The organism is Phytohabitans maris (assembly GCF_031085175.1).
GTDB lineage: Bacteria > Actinomycetota > Actinomycetes > Mycobacteriales > Micromonosporaceae > Phytohabitans > Phytohabitans maris.
This window is the reverse complement of the sequence record NZ_JAVHUY010000001.1, coordinates 301751-317421: the sequence shown is the minus strand read 5'-3', so window position 1 is coordinate 317421 and position 15671 is coordinate 301751. Positions and strand designations below refer to the sequence as shown.

The window sequence follows — 15671 nt, the reverse complement described above, 5'->3', positions numbered from 1 at the left end:
GAGGCACGCGACAGTGAGCGCGACCGCTGGTCATGCCGCCGACGGCGTACGCAGCCTGGCGGACCGGTTCGGCATCGAGCCGGGGATGGTGGTCATGGAGATGGGGTACGACGACGACGTCGACGAGGATCTCCGCGACGCCCTTATTGACCGCTGCGGGGAGCTGGTCGACGAAGATACGGACGAGGTCGTGGACGCGGTGCTGGTCTGGTATCGCGACGGCGACGGTGACTTGTTCGACCTGCTCGTCCAGACCCTCACACCGCTGGCCGACAGCGGCGTGGTGTGGCTGCTGACGCCCAAGGCTGGCCGGCCGGGGCACGTCGAGCCGAGCGAGATCAGCGAGGTGGCACCGACCGCCGGGCTGCAGCAGACCTCGACGGTCAACGCGGGTAAGGACTGGAGTGCCGCACGGCTCGTGACGCCACGCGCGGCTCGCAAGAAGTAACCCATCCGCGCGCGACCGGCGGGGTCACACCAGCGACCGCCGGCCCGTCGCCGTGCGCACACGAGAAGGGGTCCCACGATGCCGATCGCGGTGGGCGTGGAGGCGCCCGACTTCCTCCTGCGCGACCAAAACAACCAGGAGGTACGGCTCTCCGACTTTCGCGGCAGGAAGAGCGTGCTACTGGTGTTCTACCCGCTGGCGTTCACCGGCACCTGTCAGGGTGAGCTCTGCGAGGTGGCGGAAAACCTCGACGTGTACGCGAACGCGGAGGTCCAGGTCCTGACCGTCAGCGTCGACTCGGTCTACAGCCACAAGGTGTGGGCCGACCGCGAGGGGTACGATTTCCCCCTTTTGGCGGATTTTTGGCCGCACGGCGCCGTCGCCCAGGCGTACGACGTGTTCAATGCCGACCGCGGCTACGCCAACCGGGGCACCTTCGTGATCGACAAGGCGGGCGTCATCCGGTTCGCCGAGATGAACATGCCCGGCGAGGCCCGCGACCAGGCCGGCTGGCGAAAAGCGCTCGCCGAGGCGCAGGCCTGACCCGTCAACTTGCGCCGAGCCAGCGGCCCCGGCAAGGTAAGCTTGCCGCCGCCTGGCACCACACCCGGCGTCGGGGCGCGTAGCTCAGCGGAAGAGCACTCGGCTTACAACCGAGGGGTCGCAGGTTCGAACCCTGCCGCGCCCACCCGAAATGCCTACCCAGACGCCGACCGCGAAGGCGGTAAGGTGCTGGTCATACGGCTTTTGGGAGCGGTTCGCTCCAAGCTTCAAGTGGGCGGTAGCGGGCACTTCGGGAGCCGTCGTTGGGCTCCGGCCGCAACCTAGCTAACCGTCAGCCGCCGCCGCGCGAGCATCAGCCCCGCCTCTGGGGTGACGCGGCGATTGGCCGGTCTGGCCGTTCAGGGCTGTCGATGACGATGTCGTCGGCAGCCCTCGAGGGCTATCGGTGGTCTCGCTTGAGGTGATTGACCTAGACCAGCCCTGATGTTGTCGGGCTCGTCATGCCGGCACAAGCTCCACGCCGCCGCGCACCACATCGAGATGGAACGACAGCCCCGTTGCGGCTGTCAGCTTCGCCAACGTCTGGAGTCGTGGCTCGGTCTCGCCGTTCTCCAAACGGGCGATCGCCGGCTGCTGAAGGCCGGTCAGCCGTGCCAGCTCGCGCTGTGACAGGCCGCGCTCGGTGCGGTAGCGAACAACGATAATCGCGACCTGGCGGGCGAACGCGGTGGAGTCCCAGATCTCGCGGAACTCAGCGTCCTTCTCCCGCCGTTCCTCGATGAGCTGATCAACGGTCTTCAGGTCGGATAGCTTCATCACTCGTCGGCGGCCTTCACCTGGCTGGAGTGCGGGTAGCCCAGTGTCGGCCCGATGGCTTCGAGCTTCTTCATCGCGTTGATGATCGCCGCGACCTCGTCGGGTGGCAGGTTGACCAGGTCATCATCGACCCGCGGGTGTCGAACGACGGACCAGTCCACCGTTAGATGATAACGCGTGCGTTATCGGACGCCAAGGCGAGGTGTCGCAGACAGATTTGATCAACCGAGCGATGCGGCCCGCGAGCTGTTACCAGTGGATACATAAATAACGGGCGGCGGGTGTGCGGCGTCCGCGTGCACGGACACCACCGCAACGCCGGTGTCCGCAGCCTGCGCGCCCCGGGGCGCGCCGTGCCCGGCGGCTACCGCGACACCGACCCGCAGTCACGCCGCGGAGATTCGCACATCAAGATCCCACTGTTGCCCGGGCATCGACCTTTCGCACGCAGCAGTGGCGCCGTGCGTCCGGCGCCCCAGCGCTGGCTCGACCGCCAGCGCCAAGGCCGCGCCCGCTTCGGAACGTAGTTATTCCGCGCTACTCGTCCCGGACGGTCGTTCATGACCCCACCGATGCCGCTCGCCGTCTACCCGCCGCTCAGTGCGGGCCGCTGCGGCCGGTGAAGTCGGGGCGTAGGGCGCGGCCGGCGGTGCTGTGCGGGTCGGGGTCACCCTCGGCGCCGTCGACCTCCCGCTGGACCTCCTCCTCGGCTTGCACCATCCCCGCGTCGTTGCCGGACTCGTCGTCTACCTGCCCGTCGCCCGGCGACATCGCCATCGCGCGGCTCAGCTCGGACAGCGGCAGCTTCTCCTCGTCCCGCCAGACGCCGTCGGTCTCGTCGCTCATACCGGGAGGGCTACCCGTCCGCGCCGCCGGCAAACGGCCGTGCCGGCGTTCACCGCAGTGCCACCACCAGGTCCAGGCAGACCCGCTCGCAGGAACGGCACGCCTCGGCGCAGACCCGGCAGTGCTGCTGCCGTTCGGCGTGCTTCGCGCACTCGTCGGCGCAGGTGCGGCAGGCGGTCGCGCAGGCTTCCAGCATCGAGCGACTGAGCGCGCCGTCCTCGCCGGCGTGCCGGGAGAGCATGCGGGCCGTGGCGAGGCAGATGTCGGCGCAGATGAGGTTGAGAGCGATGCAGCGTGTCAGGTCCGCGACCGCGTCTTCGCTGAGGCACGCGTCGGCGCATGCGGTACAGGTCTCCGCGCAGGCGTTCAGCGAGTCGATCACCGCGGCGAGGCGGGTGCGGTCGACGTCCGCCCGCCGCGGGTGAGTCTCCAGCATGTAGAGGGTGGTGGTCATGGCTGCGCGATTCCCCGTGACGGACGTCTCATGCCGCCGCGTTACCTCTTCTCCGCGAGATCCGTCAAGGCCGTGGGACGGCGTCACCCGCCGGCGCCGGTCACGGCCACCATCAGGGGTACGCCCACGAGGATCAGGAGGGCGCCGACGATGTCGAAGCTGAGCCCGGAACGGATCATCGTGGTGATCGGCACGACGCCGGAGCCGTACGCGATCGCGTTCTGCGGCGTGGACACCGGGAGCATGAAGCCGAACGACGCGGCGAACGTGGCGGCGAGCGCCGGCACGAACGGGTTGACGCCCGCCGCGACCGCGACCGGGATGACGATCGGCACGACGACGGCGGCGGAGGCGGTGTTGCTGGTGGTCTCCGAGACGAGGATCGCGAGCAGCACCGCGAACGCCGTGATGGCCACCAGCCCACCGAGCCCGAGGGCATCCGATGTGGATGTACCGATCCGCTCGGCCAGCCCGGTGTCGCGCAGCAGCGCGCCGAAGATGATGCCGGTGCCGAAGAGCAGGATCGTGCCCCAGTCGATCCGGGCGGCGTCGCTCCAGTTCAATGTGTACTCCCGCCGGCGCCAGTCGGTCGGCAGCAGGAAGAGCAGCGAGGCACCGAGCACGGCGACGATGCCCTCGTCGAGGCGGTCGCTCACCCGTTCGTACAGGGTGGACTCCGTGCCGGCGACCACCGCGACGACGCCGGGGAGGATCCACAGCGTCACGGTGACGCAGAAGGCGATCAGCGTGTTGATCTCCGCGCGGCTCAGCGTGCCGAGCTTGGCGCGCTCCTCCCGCACGTACTCCTCCACGCCCTCGATCCGCCGGATCTCCGGCTTGTTGAGCAGCAGCAGGACGACCGCGAGGACGACGAACATCAGGGCGCAGACGGGCAGCGCGGTCGCCATCCACTCCGCGAAGGAGATCCGCTCGCCGGTGGCCTCCTCGATGAGCCCGCGACCGATCAGGTTTGGCGGGCTGCCGACGGGGGTGAGGAGGCCACCGACGCTCGCCCCGTACGCGAGCATCAGCACCAGCGCCGCACCCACCCGCAGCCGCAGCGGGTCGAAGTCCGGCCGTACCAGGCCGCGGTCCTGCAGCATCTTGGCGATGACGGTGAGCAGGCCGAGCGCGGTGGGGAGCAGCATCGCGACGGTCGCGGTGTTCGACACGAACGCCGACAGTAGGCAGGTGATCACGCCGAACGCGACGATCAGCCGGGCGGTCGAGCCGCCCACGCCGGGCAGCGACAGGATCCGGAAGGCGAACCGCCGGGCGAGCCCGACCTTGAGCATGGCCTGGGCGATGATGAACGCGCCGATGAACGTGAAGATCGTCGACGAGCCGAAGGCGGCGAGCGCGTCGTCCGCGCTGGCGACGCCGAGCAGCACCACGCAGCCGACGCCGATCAGGCCGCCGACCGGGATGGGTACCGGCTCGGTGATCCACAGCACGATCACCCCGAGCAGGATGCCGGCGAGCGTCTGCTGCTTGGCGGGCATGTCGAGGGGAAGCGCGAGGAACGCGATCGCCACGAGCGGCGCCAGCCAGAGGCCGATCGTGCGCCGGGCCCGCTCGAAGCGTTCCTCACTCGACGAGAGCCGCTGCTCGCCGAGGCTCCGGTAGGTGGAGTGCCCCAGCAGGGCCTTGGCGACGTCGGTCCGTTTCTGCTCCCTGATCTCGTCCGTGGACATCTGACCGCTCCTTCCGGCACGGCACGCTTTTGCCCACGTTAAAGCGCCGTTGGGGTACCGGCCCGGGGACGGTCTGGTTTGGACTGATTAGTCCGTGAGGCGGGCGGCGCGGGCGTTGAGGTAGCGCTGCTGGGGCAGGCTCGTGGTGCGCCCGGCCGCCAGCTCGTACGCGGAGCGGGCCGCGGCTCGTTCGCCGGCCATCTCCAGCAGGTGCGCGCGGACCGCGTGCAACCGGTGGTCGCGGGCGATCCGGTCGTCGGCCGCCAGGTCGCCGAGCAGGTCGAGGCCGGCCCGCGCGCCGCGGACCATCGCCACCGCGACCGCGTGGTTGAGCGCCACGACCGGGTTGTCCGACATCCCCATCAGGACGCCGTACAGGGCGAGGATCTGCGGCCAGTCCGTGGCCTCCGCGCTCGGGGCCTCGTCGTGGACCGCGGCGATCGCCGCCTGGATCTGGTACGGACCCGGTGAGCCTTTCGGCAGCGTGGCGCTGATCAGGGCCACTCCCTCGACGATGTACGCCGCGTTCCACCGGGTGCGGTCCTGCTCGGCCATCGGGATCAGCTCGCCGTCCGGGCCGGTGCGCGCCGGGCGTCGCGCGTCGGTGAGCAGCATCAACGCGAGGAGGCCGGCCACCTCGGTGTCGTCCGGCAGCAGCCGGTGCACCATGCGGGTCAGCCGGATCGCCTCGGTGGCGAGCTCCCCACGGTGAAGTGCCGGGCCGGACGTGCTCGCGTACCCCTCGTTGAAAATCAAATAGAGGGTGTGGAGGACGGCGGCCGAGCGGGCGGCGCGGTCCTCGGGTTTCGGCATCCCGAAGGGGATGCCGCTGTGCTGGATGCTCTGCTTGGCGCGGGTGATCCGCCGGGTCATCGTGCCTTCCGGCACCAGGAACGCCCGCGCGATCTCGGCGGTCGTCAGGCCGCCGACCGCGCGCAGCGTAAGCGCGATCTGGCCGGCCGGGGTGAGCGCCGGGTGGCAGCACATGAAGAGCAGGATCAGCGTGTCGTCGGAGTCGGACGCGGGCCGGTCCGCCGCGGGCGCCAGCCACTGCTCGGGCAGCACCCACTGGGCGACCTCGTCTTCGCGCCGCCGGCGGGCCTGCTCGCTGCGGAGCAGGTCGGTCAGGCGCCGCGCGGCGACGGTGACCAGCCAGCCGCGCGGGCTGTCCGGCACCCCCTCCTTGGGCCACCGCAACGCGGCCGCTAGCAGCGCCTCCTGCACGGCGTCCTCGGCGGTGTCGAAGTGCCCGTACCGCCGCACGACCGCGCCGAGGACCTGCGGCGCCAGCGTGCGCAGCAGGCCCTCGACCTCGGCGTCCGGCACGGCGCCGCTCAGAGCTCCAGCTCGTCGCGGCCGTCTACGACCGGGCGGATGTCGACGTACCAGTCGTTGCTGAGCTGGGCGTGCTCCGGGTGCGGCGTGTGCGCGAGCTTGGCCGCGATCTCGGTGGCCCGGTCGAAGCTCTCGCACTCGACGATCGTGTAGCCGGCCAGGACCTCCTGCGTCTCCGCGTACGGCCCGTCGGTCACCACCGGCACGCCGTCCCGCAGCCGCACCCGGCGCGCGTGCACGGGCGCGGTGAGGCCCCGGGCGTCGACCAGCTCACCCGACGCGACCAGGTCGTTGTTCCACTTGGCCATGAACTCGTGCATCGTGGCGATCTCGTCGGGCGTCCAGGCCGGGCTGTCATCGACCGGCTTGCCGGTGATCATGTCGTAGTCCCGCTGCGACCCCATGATCATGATCATGTACTTCACGACGCGCTCCTCTCGATTCCGGCGCCCCGGTGGCGCCCTCACCGGAGACGTCGGAGCCACCGCCCGGTACCGGACACCGCCACCCGCAGGCTACGAGACCGGCGCGGCTACTCGCCGGTGTGCGCGTGTGGCTTGACCACCGGCTTCGACTGCGGCGACCCGTGCTGGCGCAGGACGATGCTCAGCACGATCAGGCTGCCGACGGCGAGGAACTCGCTCTGCCAGTTCTGCATCGACTGAAACCAGAAGTCGCTGGTCGCGAGGAACTTCGCCGCGCTGATCGGGGGCGCGCCGCTCTGCACCGCCTGCTGCTCGTTGTACTCCGCGGTGCCGCCGAGCAGGTGGATGACGAACGAGATCACGAAAAGCCCGAGCAGGGCGATCGACAGGCTGTTGCGGTACAGCAGCAGCGCCAGCCCGCCGCTCTTCACCGGCCCGGGCGCGTCGGGTCCGGCCTTCTCCCGGTAGTCCTCGGCGCGGTCCACCTGGTTCAGCGGCTTGGACTCCGGCGAGCCGCGCTGCACGAGGTACGCGGTAAGCAGCACGTACGAGCCCATCTGCAGGAACTCGGACTCCCAGTTCTCAAACACGGCTTCGACGAAGTGGCCGGTGCCGAGGTACGTCCAGTAGCTGTCGGCGGGGTGGCCGTACTGGGCCAGCTCCTCGTTGCGTACCTGCCAGCCGAAGATGCTCTGTAACAGGATGAACAGGAGGAAAGCGCCAAACATCACCAGAGCCAAGGCGTTGAACCAGATCCATCGGCGCATGAACGACTTCTACCCAGATCCGGGTGAGTCGAATACACGCCCTGTTCGCGGCCGGTTCAACATCAACAGCAAGGCTGCGGGAGTCGGCATCCATCGATCCCTGGGGAGGAAACGATGCCCGTATCCCGGCGTACCTTGATCATCGGGGGTGTCGCGGCCGGTGCGGCCGCCGCGACGCTGCCCGGCGCCGCCGCTTCGGCTTCTGGCGCGCCGCTCCGGACGGACCCGTTCACGCTCGGGGTGGCCTCCGGCGACCCGGACCACGACGGCGTCGTGCTCTGGACCCGCCTCGCCCCGCGGCCGCTGGCCGAGGATGGCCTCGGCGGCATGCCCGACCACCCGGTCGCGGTGCACTGGGAACTCGCCGCCGACGAGCGCTTCCGGCATGTGGTGCGGCGCGGCGTCGCACTGGCCCGCCCGCAGACCGCGCACAGTGTCCACGTCGAGCTGGACGGGCTGCCGCCCGGCCGCGAGTTCTTCTACCGCTTCAAGGCCGACCGCTACCTCTCACCGGTCGGCCGCACCCGCACCGCGCCGGCGCCGTGGGCGCTGGGCGGCGCGCTGGCGATGGCGTTCGTCTCCTGCTCGCAGTTCGAGCACGGCTACTTCACCGCGTACCGCCGGCTCGCCGAGGAGGAGCCGGACCTGGTGCTGCACCTGGGCGACTACCAGTACGAGTACACAAAGGACACGTACACGATCCCGGGCGGCAACCCGCGCGACCACGAGGGCCCGGAGACCGAGACGCTGGCCAACTACCGGCAGCGCCACGCGCAGTACAAGGCGGACGCCGACCTGCAGGCCGCGCACGCGGCGGCACCGTGGCTGGTGGTGTGGGACGACCACGAGATCGACAACAACTGGGCCGACGAGGTGCCGGAGAACGAGCAGCCGGACTTCCTCGCCCGGCGCGCGGCGGCGTTCCAGGCGTACTGGGAGAACATGCCGCTGCGCCGCACATCGATCCCGCGCGGCATCGACATGCAGCTGTACCGGCGGATCCACTGGGGCCGGCTGGCGACGTTCCACATGCTCGACACCCGCCAGTACCGCAGCGACCAGGGCTGCGGCGACGGTTACAAGGACTGCCCGGCCGCGTACGACCCGGCCCGCTCGATCACCGGTGCGGAGCAGGAGGCGTGGCTGCTGGACGGGTTCCGCCGCTCGTCGGCCCGCTGGGACGTCCTCGGCCAGCAGGTCTTCTTCGCCCAGCGGGACAACAACGCCGGCCCCACGACGGTGACCAGCCAGGACGCCTGGGACGGGTACGTGGCCTCGCGCGACCGCATCACCCGCGGGTGGCTTGCCGCCGGCGTGCGCAACCCGGTGGTGCTCACCGGCGACGTGCACGCGCACTGGGCCGGCGACCTCAAGCTCGACTACGCCGACCCGACCTCGCGCACGGTCGGCGCCGAGCTGGTCTGCAGCTCGATCACCTCGACCGGTGACGGGGTCGACTCCGACCCGGCCACCCACCCGTTCCTGGCGATCAACCCGCACCTGCGCTTCTACAACAACCAGCGCGGGTACGTCTCCACCAAGATCAGGGCGGACCGCCTGGACGCGGACTTCAAGGTCGTGCCGTACGTGACCACGCCCGGCGCGCCGGTGTACACGCGCGCGTCGTACACGATCGAGGACCGGGTGCCGGGCCTGCACCAGACGTACCTGCGGCCGCTCGGCTGATCACTCCGCTCGGCCGATCGTGATCAAAGCTCCCTTCAAGTCGTTCTAACGACTTGAAGGGAGCTTTGATCACGGGCTACTCCCGCCAGCCGGACATCTCCACGCCCCTCGCGAGTTCCACGCGCAGGCCCATGTTGACCTCCTTGGTCTCGCCCGGGGCCAGCTCCAGCTTCCAGCTCAGCACGCCCAGGTCGGTGCGGTCGACCGGGTTGGGATCGACCTTGAACGCCCGCACCGTGATCCCCTCGTCCCGGGAGACCGGGATCTGGTCCAGCACGGTGACCTTGGCCGGGCGGGGCGTGTGGTTGGCGACCGTGGTCCGGTACTCCACCTCGCGGCGCCGGGTCGAGCCGAGCGCCGCCTTAGTCGCCGTACGCCGGGTCAGCTTGCGCTCCACCCGGATCCGGTCGTCGAGGCCGAGGGCGAGCTCCACCTCCTCGCCCGGCGCCCAGGTCTCCAGCCGCGTGGTGCCGACGAAGTCGGCGTCGTGGAAGACCGAGGCCGGTCCGGGCAGCAGCGTGTGCGCCGACGTGTTGACCGCGGTGGCCCGCAGGTGGGCGTCGGGCGACTGGGCCGGCGCGGTCACGTAGTCGAGCTCGGCGCCGAGGTCGAGCACGGCGACGGTGGCCCGGTGGGCGGTGCCGTCGGCGGGCACGGCCACGGGGTGCTCCGGCCGGTACGTCGCGGCGGCGACGCCCTGCTCGACCACGCCCGTGCTCTCGGCCAGCATCGCCACCTCGGCGTCGCCCGCGAACGCGTCGCCACCGAACCCGGCCGGCATGGCCGCGGGCGGCGGGACCGGCGGGCCGCCGGCGCGCAGCATCTCCCTGCTCCGGGACGCCGCCACGGCCCGCGCGACCGGGAGCGGGCGGATGCGGTCGAGGTACCACGGGTCGAGGTCGGGAACGGTCGTGGTAGTCGCCGGGCGGGCGGTCGAGAGCACGAGCTCGCACTCCGGCCAGTCTTCGCCGGTGTGCTGGGTGACCAGCCCGAACCAGGTGACGGCCAGCCGGTCGTCGGCGAGGCGCACGTCGTACGTGGACTCCCAGCCGGCGCCCTCCACCACGTACGACAGCTCCAGCTCGACCCCCTCGGCGGCGGTCACCTGGAGGCTGACCGCGGCGGCCAGCTGGTCCGGCCCGCGCTTGCCGGAGACCTCCTTGAGCCGGCGGTCGAGCGCGTCCTTGCGGTCGCGGGCTTCCTCCGCGCGGCGGGCGAGGTCGCGCTGGCGGGCCTTGCCGGCGGCGAGCTGGTCGGCGATCGAGTCGGCGAACGTGGCCACGGCCGCCGGGTCGGCCTCGCCGGCCGCCACCGCCCGCGCGTACGTCGAGCCGGCCCGCTGGGCGAGCGTGGCGAGGAACTCGGCCCGCTGCGCCTCGACCGCCTCGTCGTCGGCGAGCTCGGCCAGCTCGGCGGTGACCGCCCGGCGGGCCTCCTCGACCCGCGCGACGGTCTCGTCGGTGGGGCGGGGATGGTGGCGGACGACCACGTCGACGCCGAGCACGGTGGCCGGGCCGTGGCCGCCGACCCGCACCGAGTCGCGGTGCAGCCCGAGCGGCAGGGGTCCGATGTGGACCGTGCTCAGGCCGGCAGGCGGCCGCAGCTTGCCGCGGCGGGTCACCCGGGCCCGGTCCGGATAGACCGTGACCGCCACGATGGGGGCGTCGAGCACGACCGGGCCGGCGCTGGCCGGTCGCTCACCGCCGCCGTGGACGGCGTCCGGGCCGCCCGGCTCCCGCACCGCGCCCGCACTGGTCGGTCCCTCACCGCCGCCGTGGGCGGCGTCCGCACCGCCCCGCTCCCTCACGGATTCCACGGGTCAAACCATACTGGCGGGATGCACACAAAGGTGATCACGGTGCGGACCGGCGGGCGGGCCACCGTACACGACATCACGAGCGAGGCGGCCGCGTTCGTCGACGGCCAGGGCGACGGGCTGCTGCACGTCTTCGTGCCGCACGCGACCGCCGGCGTGGCGATCATCGAGACCGGCGCCGGCTCGGACGACGACCTGCTGACCGCGCTCGACGCCGTGCTGCCGGCCGACGACCGCTGGCGGCACCGGCACGGCGCCCGGGGGCACGGGCGGGACCACGTGGTGCCCGCCTTCGTCGCGCCGTACGCGTCGCTCCCGGTGGTCGACGGGCGGGTCGCGCTCGGCACCTGGCAGTCGATCTGCCTGGTCGACACGAACGGCGACAACCCCACCCGAGAGGTCCGCTTTTCCTTCCTCCCCGGCTGACGGTCCAGGTTGACGCTTTGTTACCAACTGGTACATGTGTCGAGCGTCGCGTACGGGTCGACCAGGCGTGACGGAGGCCGGAGCACAAGGCAGGATGGAGGCTACAGAGACCCATCACACAAAGCAGAGGGAGCGCTGGTGGCTACCGAACGCAAGCGCCCGGTGATCAGCGATGGCCTGCCGAGCCAGCTTCTCGACATCGATCCCGAGGAGACCCGCGAGTGGATCGAGTCGCTCGACGCGGTCATCGACGAGCGTGGCGCCAAACGCGCCCGCTACGTCATGCTGAGCCTGCTCGAACGGGCCCGCGAGCGCCAGGTCGGGGTCCCGCCCCTGACCACGACCGACTACATCAACACCATCCCGCCCGAGCAGGAGCCCTGGTTCCCCGGCGACGAGTTCGTCGAGCGGCGCATCCGGGCGTACATCCGGTGGAACGCGGCGATGCTCGTGCACCGCGCCCAGCGCCCCGAGATCGGCGTCGGCGGGCACATATCGACGTACGCGAGTGCCGCCTCCCTCTACGAGGTCGGCATGAACCACTTCTTCCGCGGCAAGAGCCACCCGGGTGGCGGCGACCACATCTTCTTCCAGGGCCACGCCTCCCCCGGCATGTACGCGCGGGCATTCCTGGAGGGGCGGCTGACCGAGGACCGGCTCGACGGGTTCCGCCAGGAGCTCTCGCACGCCGGACCGGGCCGCGGGCTGCCCAGCTACCCGCACCCCCGGCTGATGCCGGACTTCTGGGAGTTTCCGACCGTCTCGATGGGTCTCGGCCCGCTCAACGCGATCTACCAGGCCCGATTCAACCGGTACCTGCACCACCGGGGCATCAAGGACACGTCCGACCAGCACGTATGGGCGTTCCTCGGCGACGGTGAGATGGACGAGGTCGAGTCGCTCGGCGCGATCGGGCTGGCCGCCCGCGAGGAGCTCGACAACCTCACCTTCGTGATCAACTGCAACCTGCAGCGCCTCGACGGCCCGGTACGCGGCAACGGCAAGATCATCCAGGAGCTGGAGGCGTTCTTCCGCGGCGCCGGGTGGAACGTGATCAAGGTGATCTGGGGCCGCGAGTGGGACCCGCTGCTCGCCGCCGACACCGATGGCGCGCTGGTCAACCTCATGAACACCACGCCCGACGGCGACTACCAGACCTACAAGGCCGAGTCCGGCGCCTTCGTCCGCGAGCACTTCTTCGGGCGCGACCCGCGCACCCGCAAGATGGTCGAGCACATGAGCGACGAGGAGATCTGGAACCTCAAGCGCGGCGGCCACGACTACCGCAAGCTCTACGCGGCGTACAAGGCGGCGGTCGAGCACACCGGCCAGCCGACCGTGATCCTCGCCAAGACGATCAAGGGCTGGACGCTCGGCTCGCACTTCGAGGGGCGCAACGCGACCCACCAGATGAAGAAGCTGACGCTCGACGACCTCAAGTCGTTCCGCGACCGGCTCTACCTCGACATCCCCGACTCCGCGCTGGAGTCCAACCCCTACCTGCCCCCGTACTTCCACCCCGGTGAGAAGTCGGACGAGATGCAGTACCTGCGCGAGCGGCGCGAGCACCTCGGCGGCTACCTGCCGACCCGGCGCACCACCACGATCCCGCTGCAGATCCCGGGCACCGAGCGCTTCGCCGACGTCAAGCGCGGCTCGGGCAAGCAGAAGGTGGCCACCACCATGGCCTTCGTCCGGCTGCTCAAAGACCTGATGAAGGACAAGGACTTCGGCCGGCGGTGGGTGCCGATCATCCCGGACGAGGCGCGCACGTTCGGCATGGACTCGCTCTTCCCGACGCAGAAGATCTACTCGCCGCACGGGCAGAAGTACACGTCCGTCGACCGGGAGCTCTTCCTGTCGTACAAGGAGGCGACGGCCGGGCAGATCCTGCACGAGGGCATCAACGAGGCCGGCTCGGTCGCCTCGTTCACCGCCGCCGGCACCGCGTACGCGACGCACGGCGAGCCGATGATCCCGCTGTACATCTTCTACTCGATGTTCGGCTTCCAGCGCACCGGCGACGGGTTCTGGGCGGCCGCCGACCAGATGGCGCGCGGCTTCGTGCTCGGCGCCACGGCCGGCCGCACCACGCTCAACGGCGAGGGCCTGCAGCACGAAGACGGCCACTCGCACCTGATCGCGGCGACCAACCCGGCCGTGGTGGCGTACGACCCGGCGTTCGCGTTCGAGATCGCGCACATCGTCGAGGACGGCCTGCACCGCATGTACGGCGAGCAGTCCGAGCCGGTCTTCTACTACCTGACCGTCTACAACGAGCCGATCCTGCAGCCGGCCGAGCCGGACGACCTCGACGTCGAGGGCGTCAAGCGGGGGATCTACCGGTACTCGCCGGCGCCCAAGGTCGACGGCCCGAAGGCGCAGATCCTCGCCTCCGGCACCGGCATGCAGTGGGCGCTCAAGGCCCAGCAGCTGCTCGCCCAGGACTGGGGCGTGGCGGCCGACGTGTGGTCGGTGACCTCCTGGACCGAGCTGCGCCGCGACGCCGTGCAGGCCGAGGAGTACAACCTGCTGCACCCGGGCAGCCCGGCGCGCACGCCGTACGTCAAGGCCAAGCTGGCCGAGGCGCCCGGCCCGGTGGTGGCGGTCAGCGACTGGATGCGGGCGGTGCCGGACCTGATCGCCCGCTGGGTGCCGAGCGACTACACCTCGCTCGGTACGGACGGCTTCGGCCTCTCCGACACCCGGCACGCGCTGCGCCGGCACTTCCACGTCGACGCCGAGTCGGTCGCCGTGGCGGCGCTGCGCCAGCTCGCGGTCCGCGGCGAGATCCCGGCCGCGGTGCCGGCCGAGGCGGCCAAGAAGTACGCGATCGACGACGTCAACGCCGCTCCGGTCGGCGAGACCGGCGGCGACAGCTGATCCCCGCTGGCGAGGGCGCCCCACGCGGGCGCCCTCGTCGTGGCAGGGTGTCGGCGTGGACTGGGTGATCTTCGACCGGCGGGATCCGTCGGTCGTGGTCGAGCTCATCCGCGGGGTCGCCACCGCCGGTGACCCCGGGGAGTACGGCGACGGCGTCGAGGTCGTCGTCGAGGCGCCGGCGCCCTCGTTCCTGCGCGACGTCTTCGGCGCCGAGCCGGCCAGCGCCCACATCGCGGTCACCAAGCCGGGTGGCGAGGTCGGCTACCCGTTCCATGTGCGGTTGGTCAGCGACCAGGGCGGCGACGCCGCGCGGCGCGCGCCCCGCCGCGGCGGCTGGGCGATCAGCAACTCGGCCGGTCTCGCATTCCTCATGCAGAAGGGCGTGGCGGGCGCCCCGTACGACTGGGCCGATCTTGTCAAGGGCGCGATCGCCGCGCTCACCGCGCTGCGGACCGACGCCGGCGACTCCGGCTGGCGGGCGGCGGTGGATCGGACAGTATTTCGGGCCCATTGGGGATGAATCGTGACGTGGGACCAGATTCTTCGCTGGCGGATCGAGCGGCAGTTCCTCGGCGCCGAGCGGGCTCCCGACGCGGTCGCGGCGGCCCGGCGGCTGAGCGGAGTCCACGCCCAGCTCGCCGCGTCGGCGGTGACCGCGCTCGACCTGCGGGTGGCCGGCGGCACCAGCGCGGAGAGCGTCGACGAGGAGCTTTGGCGAAGGCGGCGGCTGGTGAAGACCTGGGCCGCCCGGGGCACGCTGCACCTGTTGCCCGCCGCCGACCTGCCGACCTGGGTCGCCGCGATGTCCACGCGCGGCCGCGAGACGACCGGCTCCTGGCTGCGCTACCACGGGGTGACCGCCGAGCAGATGGCCGACATCATCGCGGCCGTACCCGACGTGCTCGGCGCCGAGCCGCTCACCCGTGAGGAGCTCGCCGGCGCGATCATCGAGGCGACCGGGCACGAGGATCTGCGCGAGCCGCTCACGCAGGGCTTCGGGGCGGTGCTCAAGCCGCTCGCGTTCCGCGGGCTGCTCTGCTCGGGGCCGCCGCGCGGGCGAAACGTCACGTTCGTCGCGCCGCGCCGCTGGCTTGAGGGGTGGGTCGAGGTGGCGACCGAGCCGGCCATCGACACGCTCGCTCTGGCCTACCTGGGCACGTACGGGCCGTCGACGGCGGACGAGTTCAGCCGGTGGTTCGACCTGAAGCCGGCGCTGGCGAAGCGGTCGTTCGCCCGGCTCGCCGGCCAGCTGGTCGAGGTGGAGGGCGGCGCGCTGCCGGCCGAGCTGGCCGGCGAGGTGGCGCGCGAACGGCCCACCACCGTGCACCTGCTGCCCGCGTTCGACCCGTACACGGTGGGCAGCCTGCGCCAGCTCGACCGGGTGGTGAGCGGTCCGCACAAGGCCAAGGTGTCCCGCCCGCAAGGGTGGATCTCGCCCGTGCTGGTGGTCGACGGGCGGATCGACGGCGTTTGGGACAGCGGGACCGTGACCCCGTTCGTACCGTTGGGCAGGTCGGTCCGTTCCGCCTTGGCCAAGGGGTTCCCGGAGGTCAGCGTCGCGGACTAGAGTG

General features: G+C 71.1%; 16 protein-coding genes and 1 tRNA gene. 8 read left to right on the top strand and 9 right to left on the bottom strand.

Annotation, left to right across the window (positions count from 1 at the left end):
- Positions 1-13 precede the first annotated feature (13 nt).
- The 3 genes from RB614_RS01445 to RB614_RS01435 all read left to right on the top strand — a co-directional run bounded on the left by RB614_RS01445 (position 14) and on the right by RB614_RS01435 (position 1136).
- Positions 14-448: a DUF3052 domain-containing protein gene (locus RB614_RS01445; protein ID WP_308710452.1), complete on the top strand. Its 435-nt coding sequence runs from the start codon at positions 14-16 to the stop codon at positions 446-448.
- 78 nt (positions 449-526) lie between these two features.
- Entirely contained in the window at positions 527-991 is a 465-nt protein-coding gene (locus tag RB614_RS01440; protein WP_308710451.1) for a peroxiredoxin, read from the top strand.
- A 73-nt stretch (positions 992-1064) separates the two neighbouring features.
- Positions 1065-1136 (top strand) — tRNA-Val (locus tag RB614_RS01435).
- Positions 1137-1450: 314 nt separating this feature from the next.
- On the opposite strand, the gene RB614_RS01430 is transcribed toward RB614_RS01435, so the two are convergent.
- The 8 genes from RB614_RS01430 to RB614_RS01395 form a co-directional block, all read right to left on the bottom strand.
- Entirely contained in the window at positions 1451-1768 is a 318-nt protein-coding gene (locus RB614_RS01430) for a helix-turn-helix domain-containing protein (RefSeq protein WP_308710450.1), read from the bottom strand.
- Positions 1768-1929: a hypothetical protein gene (locus tag RB614_RS01425; RefSeq protein WP_308710449.1), complete on the bottom strand. Its 162-nt coding sequence runs from the start codon at positions 1927-1929 to the stop codon at positions 1768-1770. The genes RB614_RS01430 and RB614_RS01425 overlap by 1 nt, the downstream gene beginning before the upstream one ends.
- Before the next feature lie 436 nt (positions 1930-2365).
- Positions 2366-2614 (bottom strand): hypothetical protein, encoded by a 249-nt coding sequence (locus tag RB614_RS01420; protein WP_308710448.1) that lies wholly within the window; start codon positions 2612-2614, stop codon positions 2366-2368.
- Positions 2615-2663: 49 nt separating this feature from the next.
- Entirely contained in the window at positions 2664-3068 is a 405-nt protein-coding gene (locus RB614_RS01415; RefSeq protein WP_308710447.1) for a four-helix bundle copper-binding protein, read from the bottom strand.
- 83 nt (positions 3069-3151) lie between these two features.
- Entirely contained in the window at positions 3152-4762 is a 1611-nt protein-coding gene (locus tag RB614_RS01410) for an SLC13 family permease (protein WP_308710445.1), read from the bottom strand.
- An 87-nt stretch (positions 4763-4849) separates the two neighbouring features.
- Positions 4850-6088 carry an RNA polymerase sigma factor gene (locus RB614_RS01405; RefSeq protein WP_308710444.1) on the bottom strand — a complete coding sequence of 413 codons (1239 nt, stop codon included), beginning with the start codon at positions 6086-6088 and terminating at the stop codon, positions 4850-4852.
- An 8-nt stretch (positions 6089-6096) separates the two neighbouring features.
- Entirely contained in the window at positions 6097-6513 is a 417-nt protein-coding gene (locus tag RB614_RS01400; RefSeq protein ID WP_308710523.1) for a YciI family protein, read from the bottom strand.
- Positions 6514-6629: 116 nt separating this feature from the next.
- On the bottom strand, positions 6630-7289 hold the full coding sequence (locus tag RB614_RS01395; protein ID WP_308710443.1) for a DUF6766 family protein: 660 nt from the start codon (positions 7287-7289) through the stop codon (positions 6630-6632).
- Between the two features lie 114 nt (positions 7290-7403).
- On the opposite strand from RB614_RS01395, the gene RB614_RS01390 reads away from it, so the two are divergent.
- Positions 7404-8975 carry an alkaline phosphatase D family protein gene (locus tag RB614_RS01390; RefSeq protein WP_308710442.1) on the top strand — a complete coding sequence of 524 codons (1572 nt, stop codon included), beginning with the start codon at positions 7404-7406 and terminating at the stop codon, positions 8973-8975.
- A 76-nt stretch (positions 8976-9051) separates the two neighbouring features.
- On the opposite strand, the gene RB614_RS01385 is transcribed toward RB614_RS01390, so the two are convergent.
- Positions 9052-10791, bottom strand: coding sequence for a DUF4139 domain-containing protein (locus RB614_RS01385; RefSeq protein ID WP_308710441.1), 1740 nt, complete (start codon positions 10789-10791; stop codon positions 9052-9054).
- A 21-nt stretch (positions 10792-10812) separates the two neighbouring features.
- Between RB614_RS01385 and RB614_RS01380 the strand changes: the two genes are divergently transcribed.
- From RB614_RS01380 to RB614_RS01365, 4 genes are all read left to right on the top strand, one after another.
- Positions 10813-11217, top strand: a complete 405-nt coding sequence (locus RB614_RS01380) for a secondary thiamine-phosphate synthase enzyme YjbQ (protein ID WP_308710440.1) — start codon at positions 10813-10815, stop codon at positions 11215-11217.
- A 138-nt stretch (positions 11218-11355) separates the two neighbouring features.
- Positions 11356-14100, top strand: coding sequence for a pyruvate dehydrogenase (acetyl-transferring), homodimeric type (aceE, locus tag RB614_RS01375; RefSeq protein ID WP_308710439.1), 2745 nt, complete (start codon positions 11356-11358; stop codon positions 14098-14100).
- Positions 14101-14155: 55 nt separating this feature from the next.
- Positions 14156-14620, top strand: a complete 465-nt coding sequence (locus RB614_RS01370; RefSeq protein WP_308710438.1) for a hypothetical protein — start codon at positions 14156-14158, stop codon at positions 14618-14620.
- A 3-nt stretch (positions 14621-14623) separates the two neighbouring features.
- A complete protein-coding gene (locus tag RB614_RS01365; RefSeq protein WP_308710437.1) occupies positions 14624-15667 on the top strand; it encodes a winged helix DNA-binding domain-containing protein in 1044 nt (347 codons plus the stop codon).
- Positions 15668-15671: the final 4 nt, after the last annotated feature.